The sequence below is a fragment of the Mesorhizobium sp. M6A.T.Cr.TU.017.01.1.1 genome, assembly GCF_004023115.1.
Lineage (GTDB): Bacteria > Pseudomonadota > Alphaproteobacteria > Rhizobiales > Rhizobiaceae > Mesorhizobium > Mesorhizobium mediterraneum.
Map to the genome: position 1 here is coordinate 1 of NZ_RZTA01000028.1, position 18,362 is coordinate 18,362.

At 59.5% G+C, this 18,362-nt stretch carries 9 protein-coding genes and 5 pseudogenes; 11 read left to right on the forward strand and 3 right to left on the reverse strand.

Annotated features, from left to right (window positions below; all coding sequences use genetic code 11):
* Both EOB36_RS35090 and istB read left to right on the forward strand, forming a co-directional pair.
* Positions 1-407: pseudogene (locus EOB36_RS35090) on the forward strand (IS21 family transposase); the annotation flags it as partial.
* Positions 340-1,088: pseudogene (gene istB, locus EOB36_RS11660) on the forward strand (IS21-like element helper ATPase IstB). The pseudogenes EOB36_RS35090 and istB, both read left to right, overlap by 68 nt.
* Positions 1,089-1,363: 275 nt before the next feature.
* On the opposite strand, the pseudogene EOB36_RS11665 reads toward istB, so the two are convergent.
* Together EOB36_RS11665 and EOB36_RS35095 are read right to left on the reverse strand one after the other, a co-directional pair.
* Positions 1,364-2,531: pseudogene (locus tag EOB36_RS11665) on the reverse strand (IS110 family transposase).
* Between the two features lie 159 nt (positions 2,532-2,690).
* On the reverse strand, positions 2,691-3,143 hold the full coding sequence (locus tag EOB36_RS35095) for a hypothetical protein (protein WP_245467765.1): 453 nt from the start codon (positions 3,141-3,143) through the stop codon (positions 2,691-2,693).
* Here EOB36_RS35095 and EOB36_RS11670 point away from each other — a divergent pair.
* From EOB36_RS11670 to EOB36_RS11690, 5 genes are all read left to right on the forward strand, one after another.
* Complete coding sequence (locus tag EOB36_RS11670) at positions 3,126-4,094, forward strand: succinylglutamate desuccinylase/aspartoacylase family protein (protein WP_245467764.1); 969 nt, start codon at positions 3,126-3,128, stop codon at positions 4,092-4,094. The genes EOB36_RS35095 and EOB36_RS11670 overlap by 18 nt on opposite strands.
* Before the next feature lie 557 nt (positions 4,095-4,651).
* Complete coding sequence (locus EOB36_RS11675) at positions 4,652-6,235, forward strand: ABC transporter substrate-binding protein (RefSeq protein ID WP_128284895.1); 1,584 nt, start codon at positions 4,652-4,654, stop codon at positions 6,233-6,235.
* 11 nt (positions 6,236-6,246) lie between these two features.
* Entirely contained in the window at positions 6,247-7,206 is a 960-nt protein-coding gene (locus EOB36_RS11680; RefSeq protein ID WP_127316362.1) for an ABC transporter permease, read from the forward strand.
* Positions 7,207-7,213: 7 nt separating this feature from the next.
* A complete protein-coding gene (locus EOB36_RS11685; protein WP_127316336.1) occupies positions 7,214-8,038 on the forward strand; it encodes an ABC transporter permease in 825 nt (274 codons plus the stop codon).
* On the forward strand, positions 8,038-9,705 hold the full coding sequence (locus EOB36_RS11690) for an ABC transporter ATP-binding protein (protein ID WP_127316335.1): 1,668 nt from the start codon (positions 8,038-8,040) through the stop codon (positions 9,703-9,705). Before EOB36_RS11685 ends, EOB36_RS11690 begins: the two co-directional genes overlap by 1 nt.
* A 214-nt stretch (positions 9,706-9,919) precedes the next feature.
* On the opposite strand, the gene EOB36_RS11695 is transcribed toward EOB36_RS11690, so the two are convergent.
* Positions 9,920-10,912: an IS481 family transposase gene (locus EOB36_RS11695; protein ID WP_128284896.1), complete on the reverse strand. Its 993-nt coding sequence runs from the start codon at positions 10,910-10,912 to the stop codon at positions 9,920-9,922.
* Positions 10,913-12,035: 1,123 nt separating this feature from the next.
* Here EOB36_RS11695 and EOB36_RS11700 point away from each other — a divergent pair.
* The 4 genes and pseudogenes from EOB36_RS11700 to EOB36_RS11715 form a co-directional block, all read left to right on the forward strand.
* A complete protein-coding gene (locus tag EOB36_RS11700) occupies positions 12,036-13,619 on the forward strand; it encodes an ABC transporter substrate-binding protein (protein ID WP_128284897.1) in 1,584 nt (527 codons plus the stop codon).
* Positions 13,620-13,783: 164 nt separating this feature from the next.
* Positions 13,784-15,093, forward strand: a pseudogene (locus EOB36_RS11705) (CapA family protein).
* Between the two features lie 1,389 nt (positions 15,094-16,482).
* Positions 16,483-17,532 (forward strand): alpha/beta hydrolase, encoded by a 1,050-nt coding sequence (locus EOB36_RS11710; RefSeq protein WP_127319018.1) that lies wholly within the window; start codon positions 16,483-16,485, stop codon positions 17,530-17,532.
* A gap of 274 nt (positions 17,533-17,806) precedes the next feature.
* Positions 17,807-18,311: pseudogene (locus EOB36_RS11715) on the forward strand (transposase); the annotation flags it as partial.
* Between the last annotated feature and the right edge of the window lie 51 nt (positions 18,312-18,362).

Sequence of the window (18,362 nt, forward strand, 5' to 3'; positions counted from 1 at the left end):
AACCGGACGGCCTGCGCAACGGCGCGCCTTTCCGGGAATGGGTTCTGCCATCAGCCATGGAGAAGGTGCGCCGCAAGCTAGGGGCGGCCGATGACGGCGACCGGCAGATGGTGTCGATCCTCACCTGAGTCCTGACCGACGGATTGAGCGCGGTCGAGAGCGCCTGCCAGGAAGCGCTCGAGCATGGCGTCTGTTCGGCGGCGGTGATCCTCAACATCCTGGCCCGCAGCCGCGATCCGGCGCCGGGCACGATCCTTTCCATTCCCCAGGCCCTGACGCTGGCTCACGAGCCGGCCGCCGACTGCGCCCGCTATGACAGTCTCAGGAGGACAAACAGCCATGGAACGCACCGAGGTACTGGAACTGATGGGAGCGCTGAAGCTCTACGGAATGCGCAGCGCCTATGACGAGATCATGGGCGCGTCGCCATCAAGCGACAGCACGAGCCGCCCAGGATCGTCGGCGATCTGCTGCAGGCCGAGATATCGGAGAAGCAGGCGCGCTCCATCAAATACCAGCTCACCGTCGCCAAGCTGCCGCTGGCCAAGGACATCGACGACTTCGACTTCACCGGGACGCCAGTCAACGAGAGTCTGATCCGTGATCTCGCCGGCGGCGCCTTCGTTGCCGATCAGCGCAACGTCGTCCTGGTCGGCGGCACCGGCACGGGCAAGTCGCATCTGGCGATCGCCATTGCCCGGGCACTGATCCGCAACGGTGCACGCGGGCGCTTCTTCAATGTCGTCGACCTGGTCAACAGGCTCGAGACCGAGACCCGTGCCGGCCGACAGGGACGTATCGCCGACCATCTCACTCGGCTCGACTTCGTCGTGTTCGATGAACTCGGCTATCTTCCCTTCGCCCAGGCCGGCGGGCAGTTGCTCTTCCATCTCGTCTCCAAGCTCTACGAGCGCACCAGCGTCATCATCACCACCAATCTTGCCTTCGGCGAATGGCCGAGCGTCTTCGGTGATGCCAAGATAACCACCGCGCTGCTCGATCGCCTTACGCATCATTGCGAGATCGTCGAGACCGGAAACGACTCCTGGCGCTTCAAGAGCCGCTCTCAAAGCTCACATGAGGATTAGCGCGTCAAGACATGGATTGTTTCCTTCCCGGTCGTCAGATTCCATGGTCTGAGCCTTTCGCATGACGCGGCTCTCCTCGGCCGGTTCAAACTCACATACGGTCGCCGTACTTGCGGCTGCACCATCATTCCGCTTGCGTTGCGGCAAAAGGCTCAGGAGGACGGGACCATTCTAAAGCACGGCATCTGAAGCCAGACTTTGAGCCGGTTCGCCCACCTGGATCCGGCAGGATTGATCAGTCCTGGAAGATTACGCGATTGTGTCTCCGTGAGAACTTAGGCCGACTTCAGCACTGCGCCGTCGATGACAATGCCGAAGGTGACATATTTCCAGAGAGCGACCAGCAGCTTTCGGGCCAGCGCAACGATCGTGCTTTTCTTGTGCCGCCCGCCATTCGACTGGACGCGATCAATAAACCATCTGCTCAAGGCAGATGAACGGTTGGTTGCGGAGCCACAGCCAGGCCAACTGAATCATTGTTGTTCGCAGCCGCGGGTTGCCTGCTTTCGACACGCCTTGTTCTCGATCGATGGTTCCGCTCTGCCAAGGCGTCGGCGCCAGGCCGGCGTATGCCGCGACCTGTCGACGATTATCAAATTGCCGACACAAGCCTTCGGTCCAAAGGACTGCAGCTACCTCCGGGCCGACGCCTTTGATTGCACATAGCATTGTTGCCGGTTCCGGGGCTTTGGCTTCGCATTCAACCCTTTCCACCAAGGCATCACGCTCACGCTCAACGACTGCAAGGTGATCGAGCAGCAGTTCCAGCCGATCGAGTACACGGCAAATCTGGGCCCTGAGATGTGGCGGCAGCACTCGGCCGTCGCCAGTTCGAAGGTCTTCCAGTTGTCTGCGACGATCTTTTCTCAGTGGCTGATAGCCGCCGATGCCTTGCGCGAAGAGCAGCCCCTTGATGCGGTTGACGTGCTCGACCCTTTCCGCGACCCTACGTTCGCGGCAAATGCGTCGCCGATCCTCTTCTTCCGGGCCTGGCGCCTTGACCATGGCACAGACACGAGGTTCACCACGCTTGAAGGCGAGTAGCGCGCGCACGAGCGCCTCGCCGTCGATCTTGTCAGTCTTTGCTCGTTTCCGGCGGCGAGACGCTGCAGTCGAAGCAGCGTCGACCACGTAGCTTTCAATGCCGTTGGTTTCCAGCACACGATCAATCCAGAAGCCGTCGAGGCCCGCCTCTTGGATCGTCACGATTGGGAACAACCGTCCAGATCGCGAACGAGCCTTCTCTTGGAGATGAGTAAATCGAGCCAGCAATTCACTGACGTTGCCGCCCGCCACGGCATGCTTCGACATCCTTTCCCCGCCACCCGGCGACAGTGATGTGACCAACCAAGTAGACCGGCTCAACTCCAACGAGACGAAAATCGCACCGAGATCGGTTCGAATTGCAGTGGGCGTTTCGGTTTGAAAATGCGTAGTGACCACAATGACCTCCTGGAGTGAGCAGCTTCTGTGAAGCTGCACCCTTGCAGATCGCCGGTCGCAGGTTCACCCCTCATGGAATCTAAAGCCAATCAGCCGCGCCCGATCAGGCTGTGCAACCCCGACCAGCTCCGCCTGATCGGGCGCTCATCGGCGTGCCCTTCACCGCCCCAAAACCGGGGTCCCTTTTGCGCGAAAATGCGGGGTCCCGATTCCACGGTCATTGACATTGGGCCTTCGAGCAGCGCCCTGGACCAGTTCACCCTGCGAAGAATGCGAAGAGATGGCTACTTTGAGATGGGAGGCAGCCAAGTAAAATTTTTTTGCAATATAGAAGTTAGATGCACGCCATCTGTAAAATATTCTTGCCACATTAGCTCGCATGAAGCAGGGCATTGCAGCCAATGCGGGGGGGTTCCCCAGGTCACCTCCGGCCAACACAACGAGATCGGTATGCATTCTGTTGTAGAAGATATCGCCCTTTTCCCCTCGTCGATCGGTACTCGGCGTCAGGTTACCGTCCACCGTTTCGGAGTTGGTCGCCCAGGCCCAAAAATTTACTTGCAGGCGGGCCTCCATGCTGACGAACTCCCGGGGATGGTGATCCTCAGCCATCTTGTGAGACTGCTCCAAGAAAGAGAGGGTGAGCCGAACGGAGAGATCATCATAGTCCCATGTGCCAATCCGATTGGTTTATCTCAGAGAATCCAAGGGTATCATGCTGGCCGGGCTGACTTGGGGCTGGGGGGTAATTTCAACCGCAATTTTCCGGACCTGACCCCTCTGCTGGGGGCGCAATTCGCAGCTCTCCGAAGCGAGGGGCTCGCTATGAATGGGGAGGCTGTCAAACGTGCAATGCTGAAGGCGGTCTCCGCACTCGTTCCAAAAAACGAGCTTGATAGCCTGAAGCAGGTGCTTCTCAGGCTCGCTGTTGACGCCGATTTTGTATTGGACGTTCATTGCGCCGACGAAGCGGTCCTTTATGCATACGTTTCCAATCCCGACCATCCTGCCGCAGACCTGTTGTCGCGCTACATCGGCAGCTTGGCCACGATCGGCGGCGTTCCCGAGCTTACAGATTTTCCTACAGCATGCCTTCTGCCGTGGCGCGCAGCACAGGAAGTTCTTCCGGACGTCTCGATAACTGAGTGCTTGTCGGCCACGCTCGAGTATCGCGGGTCAAAGGGTCTTCGCGACGATGTTGCGATCGAAGACGCGCGAGGGTTGATTGGCTTCATGGAGGCAGTTGGCCTTCTGGAGGGAGCGACGCAGCCGCCGTCGCAAGTTGTCACGTGCCACACGACGCTCGACTGCGTTGACTACGTGCGAGCCAGTGCCCCTGGGATTGTCATTTTCTCGAAGACCCCCGGTGACCATGTGCAGGCCGGCGAAGAGATTGGGACAATTCTCGATCCTGCGTCAGGCGACCGGAGTTCTTTGAAGGCAAGCGCCTCCGGTGTTATTTTCGGGTATCTCTACAGCCAGGTCGTAGTTCCCGGCGGGACTGTCGCCTGGATTGCGGGCAATTCACCCATCGAACAGCAGACTGGGGATCCTTTTCCGTAAGCAAACGCTGAGACAATGAAAGCGTCTCAACCTCTATTGCCCAAGTTGAGACCGCGCCAGCAGTCGATTGTGCAGGGTACCTGCAGATCCCAATGCACGACGCCGGCGAGGCGGCCGGGCGAGCGTCGTTTATCGGTAAGCTATCAAGGACTCCGGCACCCCCCTGTCGTAGCGCGTGAGGCTTCGGCTTTGTCAGACGGCCTGCTCGATCAGCGCCCTCCTCGCCACGCCGACCAGTCCTGCTCGCAATCTGAACCGCAACCTATCATGTTAGCTCCGTCGTGGAGCAGCCGGCGCTTGCTGCGTGGGAGCAATAGCTCGGCCCTCGGCCCGCCAAACACTGTCCGAACATCCGCCGCGCGCCTTAGCTTGATGCCACAGAGCAGATCTCCCTTTGGTCGCCGGAATTCTGCATCGAGACCATGAAAACGCAGTTTCCGTACCGGAACACCGAAGGATTCTGCATAAAGCGGCGCAAACGCAAATGTATCATTACCAAAACAAAAAACCGCACTTTCTGTACCCGGGAACAGAGTCAAACATAGAGGAGCTAATCAATGTCGCAGGAACTCGACAATCTAAGCCGCGGTTTAGCTGCGGGCCGGCTGAGCCGACGTGAATTTCTCGGCCGTGCGACGGCGCTCGGCGTCAGTGCTGCCTTCGCCAATTCTCTTCTTGCCGGCGCGTCCATGGCGCAGACGCCAAAAAAAGGCGGCATTCTGAAAGCCGGCATCGTAGGCGGGGCGGCGACGGACAACCTCGACCCGGCGAAGTTCATCGAATTGATGTCCTACTTCGGCAAGTGCTGGGGCGAGTACCTCGTGGCGCTCACGTCGGACGGCGGACTGGAGCCTCGCATTGCCGAGGAGATCGGCTCATCCAAAGACGCCAAAGTGTGGACCTTCAAGATTCGTCAGGACGTCGAGTTCCACAATGGCAAGACCGTGACCGCGGAAGACGTTGTGGCGACGCTGGAACGCCATTCCAACAAGAAATCGCAATCCGGCGCGCTGGGCATCTTGGCCGGCATCGACAGCCTCAAGGCCGATGGCCGCGACGTCGTCATCACCCTCAAGGAGCCGAACGCCGAGCTCCCCTACCTCATGGCGGACTATCATCTCGTCATCCAGCCCAACGGTGGCAAGGACAATCCGGCCGAAGGCATCAGCGCAGGTCCCTACAAGGTAACCGTCAACCAGCCCGGCGTCCGCCACGGCGGCGAGCGCTTCGCCAATTTCTGGCAGTCCGACAAGATGGGCTTCGCCGACCAGGTCGAGATCGTTGTCATCAATGACACCACAGCCCGAGTTTCCGCGCTGCAGGGCGGCCAGGTGCATATGATCAACAAGGTCGAAACCAAGGTCATCGATCTCATCAAGCGCGCGCCCAACCTGAAGGTCGAGGCCCTGCCGGGTCCCGGCCACTATGTTTTCAACATGTTCTGCGACACGCCTCCCTTCGACAACAATGATCTGAGGATGGCGCTCAAGCTCGCGGTGGATCGGGAGGAGATGGTCGACAAGATCCTGCGCGGCTACGGCACCGTCGGCAACGACTTCCCGATTAATGCAGCCTATCCGCTCTTCCCCGAGGGTATTGAGCAGCGCGCCTTCGATCCGGATAAAGCCAAGTTCCATTATCAGAAGTCGGGCCACAGCGGGTCGATCCTGCTGAGGGCCTCCGATGTTGCCTTTGCCGGTGCTGTGGACGCAGCGCAGCTCTTCCAGCAGAGCGCGGCCAAGGCCGGCATCGCCGTCGAGGTCAAGCGCGAGCCGGGAGATGGCTACTGGTCGGAAGTGTGGAATAAGCAGCCCTTCTGCGCGTCCAACTGGAGGGGGCGCGCGACGCAGGGGTGGATGTACTCGACCACCTACCGGTCGACGGCACCCTGGAACGACACGCACTTCTTTAATGAACGGTTCGATAAGCTGCTCACCGAAGCGCTCGGCGAACTCGACCAGGACAAGCGCAAGAACCTCTATCGCGAGATGGCCATCATCGTTCGCGATGAGGGCGGGACGATCGTGCCGATGTTCAACCAGTTCATCGATGCGATCTCCGACCAGGTTGGCGGATACGTCGGACGGGTCGACTCGCTGATGAACGGCTACGCCTTGACGCAGTGTTGGCTCGAAGCATGAACATGGTGCTTATGGGCTCGCCAGTTCTGAGGCTGGTTGCCCAGCGCGTCGCGCTGGGCATTCTCCTCCTATTCGCCGTCTCCGTGCTGATCTTCGCGGGCACCCAGATCCTTCCAGGCGACGTGGCGCAGTCGATCCTCGGTCAGGCGGCCACGCCCGAGGCGGTCGCCAATCTGCGCCGGGAGCTTGGGCTGAACGACCCTGCCTATGTGCGCTACTTCCACTGGCTGGGCGGGGTTTTGACCGGCGATCTCGGTACCGCGCTCACCACGCGACAGGAGATCACGGCGACCCTGATGCCACGGCTGTGGAACACGCTGTTCCTCGCCTTCTGGGCTGCCGTGGTGTCAGTTCCACTCGCCATCGTCCTTGGGCTGCTGGCGGTGCGCTACCGCAATGGCCCTATCGATAAGACCATTTCGGGTTTTGCGCTGGCTTCAACATCGCTGCCTGAATTCTTCATCGGCTATTTGCTTATTTTATTCCTTGCCGTGAAGCTGCAGTGGTTCCCGTCGATCTCGACCGTCTATGACGGCATGCCTTTCCTGGAGAAGCTGAAGGCGATCGTGCTGCCGGCAACGGCTCTGGTGTTTGTCGTACTGGCACACATGATGCGCATGACGCGTGCCGCCATCCTGAATGTGATGCAATCGGCGTACATCGAGACGGCTGAGCTTAAGGGCCTTTCCGCCTTCGACATCATCCGCAAGCACGCCCTCCCGAACGCCATCGCGCCCATCATCAACGTCGTCATGCTCAACTTGGCCTTTCTCGTGGTAGGCGTCGTCGTTGTCGAGGTGATCTTCGTCTATCCGGGCATGGGGCAATATCTGGTCGACCACGTCGTCAAGCGCGACGTGCCGGTGGTCCAAGCGGTCGGTCTCATCTTTGCTGCCGTGTACATTGGGCTCAACATCGTCGCGGACGTCGGCGCGATCCTTGCCAACCCGCGCCTGCGGCATCCGAAGTAGGACGGCTATGTTCGACTCAAAGAATCTCACCGTCAGTGCCGGCATCGGCCTCATCCTCACCGCGCTGTTCCTCCTCTGCGCCCTTTTCGCCCCGCTGATTGCACCTTTTGGAATGAGCCAGATCATCGGCGACATCTGGGAGCCGATGTCGTCCACGCACTGGCTGGGGACCGACAATCTGGGGCGAGACCTGCTCTCGCGCATGGTCTATGGCGCCCGCACCACCATCTTCATCGCCGCCATGGCCACCGCCTTGTCTTTCTCGCTCGGCGCCATCCTCGGCTTCATGGCGGCGGTCGTTGGCGGTCTGGTCGACACGCTGATGTCGCGCTTCGTCGACCTCTTGATGGCGATACCGACGCTGATATTCGGCCTCGTCGTGCTGTCAGTGCTGCCCTCGAATAACGTGACGCTTATTCTCGTCATGGGGGTTCTGAGTTCGACACGCGTTTATCGCCTCTCGCGCGCCGTTGCGGCCGACATCAACGCAATGGACTTCGTCGAAGCAGCTAAGTTGCGCGGCGAGAGTCTCGGCTGGATTATTTTCTGCGAGATCCTGCCCAACGCGCTGTCGCCGCTGGTGGCGGAACTCGGCCTGCGTTTCATCTTTTCGGTGCTGTTCCTCTCGGCGCTCTCGTTCCTCGGGCTCGGCGTGCAACCGCCGGAGGCCGATTGGGGCGGCATGGTGAAAGAAAATAAGGACGGCATTGTCTTCGGGATACCTGCCGCCCTCATCCCAGCCGCTGCGATCGCGATGCTGTCAATCTCCGTCAACCTGGTAGCCGACTGGGTGCTTACCCGCACCTCCAGCCTCAAGGGAGGACGGGAATAATGGTTAAGGTGCACGCAAAGCCGCGGCGCGAAAACAGCGCTCTGCTCGACATCCGCAATCTTAAGGTCGAGGCGACCGTCTATTCTCCTGGCGAGAAGCCGCGCGACGTGACCATCGTGGACGGAGTCTCGCTGCTATTGAAGCGGGGCAAGGTACTGGGGCTGATCGGTGAATCCGGCGCCGGAAAGTCGACCATCGGCCTTGCCGCAATGGGCTATGGCCGCGGCGGCGTCCGTATCACCGGCGGCGAGGTATTCCTGAACGGCCGCGACATCCTCAAGGGCGGCGTCCGGGATTTACGCAGGGTGCGCGGGAGCGAGGTCTGCTATGTCGCGCAGTCGGCTGCTGCCGCTTTCAACCCGGCGCACCGGCTCATGGACCAAGTGGTGGAAGCAGCGCTTCTGCACGGCGTCGCCACCAAGGCAGAGGCGGAGAAGCGCGCGCTGGCGCTGTTCACGAAACTGCGCTTGCCCGATCCCAAAGGCATCGGCTTCCGCTATCCACATCAGGTGTCTGGCGGCCAATTGCAGCGCGTGATGACTGCGATGGCGTTGTGCTCCGAACCCGACCTGATCGTATTCGACGAGCCTACCACAGCACTCGACGTGACGACTCAAATCGACGTGCTGGCAGCCATCAAGGATGCTATCCGCGACACAGGCGTCGCGGCGCTCTACATCACCCACGACCTTGCGGTGGTGGCCCAGGTCTCGGACGAGATCATGGTGCTGCGGGATGGTAGGACGGTGGAGCATGGCGAAACTCGGCAGATCATCGAGGCACCGCGCATGGACTACACCAAGGCATTGGTTTCGGTGCGCTCGATCGAGCATGAGGAGAAGGGACCTACGCCGATGCCGCTGCTCTCTGTCGAGCACGTCACGGCTGCCTATGGCGGCGGTGCTGTGAAGGTTCTTCAGGACGTCTCGGTTAATGTCCATCACGGCCAAACGCTCGCTGTAGTTGGCGAGTCGGGCTCCGGAAAATCCACACTCGCCCGCGTCATCACGGGCTTGCTGCCGCCGATCGCCGGCAGCATCACCTTCGCCGACCGCACGCTCACGCCCAGGCTTGCCGACCGCTCGAAGGACGATTTGCGCGAATTGCAGATGATCTATCAAATGGCGGACGTGGCGATGAATCCGCGCCAGACGGTTCGTACCATTATCGGCCGGCCGCTCGAATTCTATTTTGGCATGCGAGGAAAGGAGCGCGATGCCCGAACCGCCGAACTGCTCGACGAGATCGAGATGGGCAAGGGCTTCATCGACCGGTATCCGGCTGAGCTTTCAGGCGGGCAAAAGCAGAGAGTCTGCATCGCCCGCGCGCTGGCGGCCAAGCCGAAGCTCATCATCTGCGACGAGGTGACGAGCGCTCTCGACCCGCTGGTGGCAGACGGAATCCTAAAACTGTTGCTTCGTCTGCAGAAGATTGAGGACGTCGCCTACCTTTTCATCACGCACGACCTCGCGACTGTGAAGGCGATCGCGGATTCTATCGCGGTGATGTATCGCGGAGAGGTGGTCCGCTACGGCTCGAAGACGCAGGTGCTAACACCGCCGTTCGACGCGTATACCGACCTCCTGCTATCTTCCGTGCCTGAAATGGAAGTCGGGTGGCTGGAGCATGCGATCGACGGGCGCCGCATGGAGAGTGCGGGGAATTGACCACCTAAACCGAGGCTTTACAAATTCCGGGGTTGGTCCGCGGCCAAAAATAAGAGGACAAGGTCGCAATCTTTTCAGTAGGTCTGCAACGCCAGTGTTTCGTGGACTCTTTTATCTGGCGGGCATTTCGCCCTGCATGAGCACGACGCAAGGACGGTTACGACACACTGTCTTGGATCGCTTCCCGGCCGTAGTCCACCGGGCGGATCGGCACCTACGTGTTTAGTCCCGGCATTTGCTGGAGCGGATCGAGTTTGAAGCGTTCCGGTTGTGACGCCCACGCCTTGCAGATGAACTCGTAGGGCGTAAGGCCTTTGAGGGTCTTGAGCCTGCGACCGAAGTTGTAGGCCGAGATGAAGTCGGCAAGGTGCTGGCGGAGTTGGTCGTGGCTCTCGTAATAGAAACGCCTGACGGTTGCATCCTTGATAGTCCGGTTCATCCTCTCGACCTGGCCGTTGGTCCACGGATGCCTTGCCTTGGTCGTTCGGTGCTCGATGTCGTTCGTGGCGCAAGCGTATTCGAAGGCATGGGCCCAGAAGCGTTCGCCGTTTGCGATGGCCTCCTTGATCAATGGCACGGCCGAACCGCCGGCGCCGGGCGTCGTGAACTGGATACCGTTGTCGGTGAGGACAGTGTGGACCTTGTAGGGCACGGCCGCGATCAGGCGCAGTAGGAAGTCTCTCGATATGGCGGTGGTGGCCTTCTCATGCAGTTCGACGAAGGCGAATTTCGAGGTGCGGTCGATAGCGACGAACATGTGCAGCTTGCCCTGTTCTGTGCGCACCTCGGCGACGTCGATGTGGAAGTAGCCGATCGGATAGCTCTTGAACTTCTTCTTCGCCGGCTTGTCGCCTTCTACGTCCGGCAGGCGGCTGATGCCGTGGCGCTGCAGGCAGCGATGCAGTGATGAGCGCGTCAGGTGTGGGATCGTCGGTTGTAAGGCATAGAGGCAGTCATCGAGTGGCAACAGAGTGTAGCGCCGGAAGGCGACTATGACGGCCTCCTCCTCGGGCAAGAGCACTGTCGATCTAGGCTCTCTCGGACCGGTCGGCAAATCTGCCACCGAGGTCCGTTCCCGCCATTTGGCAACAGTCTTTTGGTTGACCCCGTAGCGCTTCGCCAGCGCCCTCAGGCTCTCTTGACTATGCTGTATCGCTCGACGGACCGCCTCTGTCGTCGTGGCGCTCCCATGAAGAACCTGGCCCATAGCGCATCCCTTGATTCGGAGGACAAGGATGCCCCATCAAAATCTGGGATCAAACACCTACGGTTGCTCCCCGCTTGGAATCACCCAAGTGCTTCTTGCTCAGCTGTGTCATCGGTACATCGATGCGCGATCGTGGAGGGGGCGGGTGGCTCGATGTCTGGGAATCGAAACCGTCTAGATGACTTGCGTCTGTGTGGATCGCGCGTGGGTGGCCCTTGAGCTAAGCATGTGGGTGCCGCACTTCCATGGCTGTCAACCCCCGCCCCTGGTGCGGACTATGTCGGCGCTGGATGGGTTCGTTCGTAACGGCAGCGATCACCGAGCCGCAGTTCCCGAATCCGCAAGACTGGATGCGCCCGCTCAGGAGTTGCCGCGCAACGTCCTGGCCAAGGCTCTGCAACTGATTACGCCGTGTTTACGTGAGTCGCCAGGGCACAACCGACAGACCGCAAGATCTGTGCTCCATCCGCCACCAAGCCCAGCGGCGGCATCGCCCCCAACCGTGTTCTATGCTGCCATCAATCTCACCATCGAAAGCTGGAAGCGGCTACTCGACTTCAACAACCCGATCACGGCTTGCTGCTGCCGATCCTGACATACTGCCTCGACAGAAAGGCTGGCCTCGACAAGCCGAGGTAGAGGCCCCAGACAGCTCACCTTTATGATCCGGAGTGATCGACGCCGGCGGCCGACCGATGACCTAACCATCAAGACAATTTCCAGAAAGCTCTAAAAAGATGCGGGGCTTCCCGCTTCGGTGGATGAACTCAGCCACTTGTCGAAAACGCATCGGTTGAATGGCCTGAGGAAATTGTCGTAGGCGAGCGTGTGCAGGATCCCACAGCGGCGGGCATTCCTCCGTGGGGGTGGGACAGCCAGTTCATTCGCAGCATCGCATGCATAATCACTGCCAAATTTCGCGGAGGGGGACACGGTCCGCACGCTTCAAGCCGAGTCGTTCTTTTTGCGGCATTGTCCCGCCCATCTCGCTGCTAGATGGTGACGATACACACACTGAATTTGACACAAAGCTGCCCGCATCAAACAATCGGCGAGACGATGCGCACATCAAAAGTCGCATTCTCGGTCCTGAGGGAACAAAACAAAAATAGGGAGCATGTTAATGTTACAGGAACTCGACTATCTAAGCGGACGCGTTGCTGTGGGGCGGTTGAGCCGGCGTGAATTTCTCGGCCGTGCAACGGCCCTCGGCGTCAGTGCCACCTTCGCCAACTCGCTTCTTGCCGGCGCCGCGCTGGCACAGACGCCGAAAAGAGGCGGGATTTTGAAAGCTGGCCTCAACGGCGGGGAAGCGACGGACAATCTAGATCCCGCGACAATCATCGAGGTTATGTCATACTTCGCAAAATGCTGGGGCGAGTATCTTGTGGCGCAGACGTCGGACGGCGGTCTGGAGCATCGAATCGCCGAGGAAATCGGTTCATCCAAAGACGCCAAAGTGTGGACCTTCAAGATCCGTCAGGACGTCGAGTTCCACAATGGCAAGACCGTGACAGCGGAAGACGTTGTGGCAACGCTGGAACGCCACTCCAGTAACGACTCGCATTCCGGCGCAATGGGTATCTTGGCCGGCATTGAGAACCTCAAGGCCGATGGCCGCGACGTCGTCATCACCCTAAAGAACCCAAATGCCGAGTTCCCTTACCTGATGTCAGATTATCATCTCGTCATCCAGCCCAACGGCGGCAAGGACCATCCGGCAGAAGGCATCGGCGCAGGTCCCTATAAGGTGTCCGTCAACCAGCCAGGCGTGCGCCACGGCGGCGAGCGCTTCGCTAATTTCTGGAGGTCAGACAAGGAAGGCTTCGCCGATCAGGTCGAGATCGTCGTTATCAATGACTCCACCGCCCGCGCCTCTGCGCTGCAGGGCGGCCAAGTGCAGATGATTAACCGTGTCGAACCCAAGGTCGTCGATCTCGTCAAGCGCGTGCCCAACCTGAAGATCGAGGCCCTGGCGGGTTCCGGCCAATACGTTTTCAATATGTTCTGCGACACTGCGCCCTTCAACAACAACGATCTCAGGATGGCGCTCAAACTCGCGGTGGATCGTCAGGAAATGGTTGCCAAGGTCCTCCGCGGCTACGGAACGGTCGGCAACGACATTCCGGTTAATGCGTCCCAACCCCTCTTCCCCGAGGGTATCGAGCAGCGCACCTTTGATCCTGAAAAGGCCGAGTTCCATTATCAGAAGTCGGGCCACAGCGGTCCAATTCTGCTCCGGACGTCAGACGCTGGCTTTTCCGGCGCCGTGGACGCCGCGCAGCTCTTTCAGGCGAGCGCCGCTAAAGCAGGCATCCAAATCGAAGTCAAACGCCTTCCCGGAGACGGCTACTGGTCGGATGTCTGGAACAAGCAGCCCTTCTGCGCCTCCAATTGGGGCGCGCGAGCGACGCAGGGCATGATGTACTCGACTGCCTATCTATCGACGGCGCCCTGGAACGATACGCACTTTTTCAATAAGAAGTTCGATAAGCTGCTGATCGAGGCGCTCGGCGAACTCGACCAGGACAAGCGGAAGAACCTTTATCGAGAAATGGCAATCATCGTTCGCGATGAGGGCGGAACGATCGTGCCCATGTTCAACCAATCCATTGACGCGATCTCCGATAATGTTGGCGGCTACATCGGACGGGTCGGTTCGCTGATGGACGGCTACGCCTTCAGGCAATGCTGGCTCGAAGCGTGAACATAGTGTGAACTCGGCGTAATGGGCTAGTTGCCCAGCGCGTTGCGCTGGGCAACTCTTCCTGTTCGCCATCACATGCCGAGTGCGGCAGGAAGAAGCTAGACTAGGAGCATCTATGAAAACGAGCACGTTGGTCATCAGGCCGACTTGCAGCTGGGCATGATGTGGTCGGTTCGATTGCGACGAACATTGCAGATGGCTTCACGATGGTAGCAGTTGGCGACCTCATGCTGTCACGGCGGTGACCAAATCTCAGGATCCTGGCTTCGGTGGCGTCGTCAAGATCCTTCATGATGCTGACGTCACGTTTGGCAACCTGGAAGTCAACATCTTCGATATCAGATCGTTCTGTGGAAGTCCTCAGGCTGAGTACGGCGGTGCATATCTCCTCAGCCTGCCGGAGGTTGGCCCAGATTTAAAGGCGATCGGATTCAACATCCTGGGTCGCGCAAACAACCATTCGCTTGACTCGGGCGTTGAAGGCATGCGCGAGACCAGCCGAGTGCTCGATCAAAACGGGATCACCCATGCAGGGGGTGGGCGAGAATCTCGCACAAGCCAGCGCCGCGCGCTTGTTCGAGACCGCACGCGGTCGCGTGGCGTTGCTGTCATGTGCTTCAACATTCAAGCCGATGGCCCGTGCGGGCGACCCCGCCGGTGAAGCCCCAGGCAGACCAGGACTGAACGCCCTTCGTTTGGTGCAAAGCATCGTGGTTTCGCCCGAAATGCTCGAGCATGTAAGGCTGATAAGTTCTGCCTTGCCTACCGACATCCCTGTCTCCGAAGATCCCAATAAGGTCGTGCTCGCCGGAACGGCATATAAAGCGGGCGACAAGGTCGGATACAGCTTCGAAACAGACGCGCGCGATGTCGCCGACATTTTACGAATGTTCGCCGGGGCAAGCAGTTCTCCGGTTTTTGCATCGTCACGAACCATGGTCACGAGCCTGGGAACTGGAGCCAGGAGCCGCCTGACTACGAACAATCGTTTGCTCATAGGCTAATCGATGCCGGGGCAGACGCTTATATTGGGCACGGACCTCATCAATTGAGAGGCATCGAGATCTTCAAGGGCCGCCCGATCTGCTATAGCCTCGAAAACTTCTTCCAGGACGACCTCGGGACCCCCCGGGTGCTGACATGTTCGGCGACTACGCCAAGGACCCTCGGGTCGACACGGATGCCGAGGTGAAGGTTGCCGAAATGGCAGGCCATTCAGACACGGTTTTTTGGGAAAGCGTCATCGCCGCCAGCCGGTTCGAGCAGAACCAGCTTGCCGAATTGCGACTATACCCGATTGAACTCGGTCACTCGAAGAGGTTTGCCCAATCGTGGCGGCCCACGGCTCGTAAATCAGGAGCAAGCGAAGACCATTCTGGAGCGTCTACAGAAACTCTCGAGGCCATTTGGGACCGAGATCGCCATCGAGAACGACATCGGTGTGATCAGATTGCGGCCCAACTCGCTGCGGTGACCACAATGACGCTTTGAACACTTAAAATCACCCGAGCGACAGCCCGTCCAGCATAACAGCAGGCAGGAAATCATGTGCGCAACCGAAATCCCGATCACTCGGCTATCTCGATCGCTTCTCTCATCGCCCGGGCGAGACATTCGTTGGGCATGTGAGCCTACGCGAGCCGGTCCATATCGCGCCCGTCTGCTGCGCGTTATAAGCGCCGACCCGAATCCTCACAGACCAGGGATGCGCTTCGAGGACTTGTCGCATCTTCTCGATCAGAGCCTTGGTGGGCGCCGGTAGGAGGTCAGACTCGGTTCTTACGGCACCATTGAGACCAGGCGCGCAAGGGACCCGCGAGCGGCTTGCACCTGGACGCTGCTGGTCCGGCCGGGCGTGATCGATCCCTCGGCTGCCCTGTTGCCGAGGTAGCGGGAGCCCACGCCGTCGTTCTTTCGATCGGCCCGAGGCCCGGGAAATCGGCGCGAATGGAGCGGGCGCGAAGTATGCTGGCGCAACGCACCGCGCGTTTACGCCGCCATACATTTCCACGCCGGCGATCTCGATGATAGCGAATGGCAGCCTGATTTCACCTGAACCGTCCCGGAGGATGCCCAGCGGCGCCTATGCGTTTCACCTGACCATCGTGACGGCGAAGACTGGCTGCCCTTCTACGCCCTCCCAAAGCGCCGGCGGCCTTTCGCGCCAATCGCATTTCTTGCTCCGATGGTCACCTATTAGGCCTACGCCAATGACTGGCGCGGCGGGGCCGACGCGCCGACTACGAGCCTATCCCGCCAATGGGGTGCCTACTTGTACAATCCGGATCAGCAACTCCGGAGTATGGCGGCTCGACCTACAACCTCCATTAAGACGGAAGCGGCGTCGCCCTCACCTCTCGCCGTTGTCCCATCTTAACGATGCGGCCACGCTTCGTCAGCATCAATGATAAGCGCGGCTCGGCTTGCGGCACTATCCTTCCGATACGCATATCCTCGCGTGGGCAAAGCTATTGAGCGTCGGGCACGAGCGAGGGCGATGGTCTCGGAAGGTTGGGCCGATGAGCCTCAGTCGCGGGCCGAGATCGTCTATCTCGACAGACCCAAGTGAGGGGCAGTGTTTTCCATAGGATCGATCACTTTCTGCGGCAGGCTGTGGCGAAACGGCTTCGAAGGACCGGATTCGCCATCCCCGAGAAGGTTGTGCACAGGTTCAGCGCCGCCGGCTGATATGCGAGGCGGCAGGCTTTATGCGCGTAGGGATAAGAAAAACGCCGATTTCCTGCGTTGATAGAGGAACAATTTGCGTAAGGTGGCTAGTCCGCTGGTGCACCATTCAGTTGGTATAAAAGAACCAGGCCGCATTGTCGGCACTAGAGGAACAAAGGCAGTAAGGAGCATCCCAATGTCGCAGGAACTCGACCGTATCAGCAACTGCGTCGCTGCAGGTCCGTTGAGCGGACCTGAAGTTCTCGGCTGTGCGACCGCGCTGGGCTGGAGCGTCAATTCGCTTGTTGCCGGCTCCGCGCAGGCGCCGCGGCCGACTAGCAAAACGCTCATCCCTGAACGCCGCATTTCGGTTGGCGGCATCGGGTCGACCTACTACGAGACGGGAGTTGGCCGTCCGATTGTGCTTCTCCATGGAGCGTCACCGGGGGGAATCTCCGATGCGAGGCTCAGCTGGATTTGGCAGCTGCACGGCCTATCCGATAGATTCAGAGTGATCGCGCTTGATCAACTCCAATTCGGTGGGACCGACGATCCTACTCCTGGTAAATATATTAACCGGGTCGGCCGCGTAGATCATGTCATTGATTTCATCGACTCGCTGGATTTGAAGCAGATCACGCTGGTCGGTCATTCAGAAGGATCATTCGTCGCTGCACGGGTAGCGATCGTCCGTCCCGACCTTGTTTCTAAAGTCGTTCTGCTCACATCAAGCGCCGTATCGCCGCCCATTGGACCAGAGCCCTTTGGAGACGAGCGTGACGATGCATGGCTCAACGCGGCCACCACGTCATATGACTATACAGGGCCGATGCCGAGCGAAGAGGAATATGTGCGGAGAGGCGCCATTGCCCACGGGGCGGATTTATATGAGGCGGAGCTAGAGGAGTATCGGCGAATAGCTTATCGACGACCCGCGACGCGCGGAAAATGGGAAGTTCGTAAGCGCCTGCCTCCAGAAGAGACGGATATGAGCCAATATATCCTGTTGCAGCAGAAGTACATCTATCCGTACATTGATCGTCTTGAGGGCAAGACAATGCTTATCTGGTCCACGCACGACGCCACCGTGGCGCCTGACCGCGGGTGGAAGCTGGCAAAAATGATCAAGAATTCCGAATTCCACCTGCTAAAAGCAGCTCACGCGATCCAACGAGACCAGAGCGAAGCCGTAAACTGGCTCATCGGTCACTACAGCCTTACGGGAGGCGCATCAGCATATCTTTGAGACGGGAAATATGGAGAGATAGTCGAGAATTGAGGCAGCGAGCGCGACCGGATCTGTTCTCAACCTTACGTGTAGCCGTGTCTCGGCATGCTTTCTTGCGGCGCCAATCTCGAGTCATCAGCAGTATAATGTTTCGCTTGGTCTCACGGTCTTAGGACGGCCACATAAGGCAAGTTGCACGCGTCGTGCATAGGCACGTAAACTGAATTCCTGCGGGCCAGGTTGAAAACCCCGCAGGAGAGCGTCCGCGACCAGGCAGTTTGGCGCCGACAAACTCGATGCCCGTTGCGAGAAGGTGCGCGAGGCTGGCATCGTCACGAGCCCGGCGGTACTGGTTGCGGTCGGCATCGACGGGGACGGGCGGCGCCAGATCTTGGCTGTGGAGATCGCCAATCGCGAGAGCCGCTCGGCCTGGAGGCGCACGCGCCTCAAGGGCGTCGAGCTGGCCGTCTCCGGCGACCATGCCGGCCTGGTCGCGGCGATCGGCGAGGTGATCCCCGAAGCCGCCGGGCAACGCTGCCACGTGGACTCCCTCAGGAGCGCGCTCGATCATCTACCGAGCGAGCACGGTGACGACTGGCTGCAGGAACTCAGATGGCTCTACGACCGGCGCGATCTCGCCGAGGCCAAGGTCGATCTGGCCGCATGGCTGTCCAAATGGTCGCCTCGCTATCCGCGCCTGACAGGCTGGCAGAGATGCCATAGAGCAGACGCTAACCTTCTTCCGACCGCCGCGTCAGCACCACAAACATCTCGAGTCCACGGATGCCATCGACAAGCGTGATTTCGGCTTTTTCGACTCCTGTGCGTTTTGTTCGGCTTCAGGTGAG

Coding starts and splice junctions, on each gene's coding strand:
- EOB36_RS11695 (WP_128284896.1), bottom strand. CDS start 10,912: ATGGGCCAGGTTCTTCATGGGAGCGCCACGACGACAGAGGCGGTCCGT.
- EOB36_RS11675 (WP_128284895.1), top strand. CDS start 4,652: ATGTCGCAGGAACTCGACAATCTAAGCCGCGGTTTAGCTGCGGGCCGG.
- EOB36_RS35095 (WP_245467765.1), bottom strand. CDS start 3,143: ATGGCTGAGGATCACCATCCCCGGGAGTTCGTCAGCATGGAGGCCCGC.
- EOB36_RS11685 (WP_127316336.1), top strand. CDS start 7,214: ATGTTCGACTCAAAGAATCTCACCGTCAGTGCCGGCATCGGCCTCATC.
- EOB36_RS11680 (WP_127316362.1), top strand. CDS start 6,247: ATGGGCTCGCCAGTTCTGAGGCTGGTTGCCCAGCGCGTCGCGCTGGGC.
- EOB36_RS11690 (WP_127316335.1), top strand. CDS start 8,038: ATGGTTAAGGTGCACGCAAAGCCGCGGCGCGAAAACAGCGCTCTGCTC.
- EOB36_RS11710 (WP_127319018.1), top strand. CDS start 16,483: ATGTCGCAGGAACTCGACCGTATCAGCAACTGCGTCGCTGCAGGTCCG.
- EOB36_RS11670 (WP_245467764.1), top strand. CDS start 3,126: ATGGTGATCCTCAGCCATCTTGTGAGACTGCTCCAAGAAAGAGAGGGT.
- EOB36_RS11700 (WP_128284897.1), top strand. CDS start 12,036: ATGTTACAGGAACTCGACTATCTAAGCGGACGCGTTGCTGTGGGGCGG.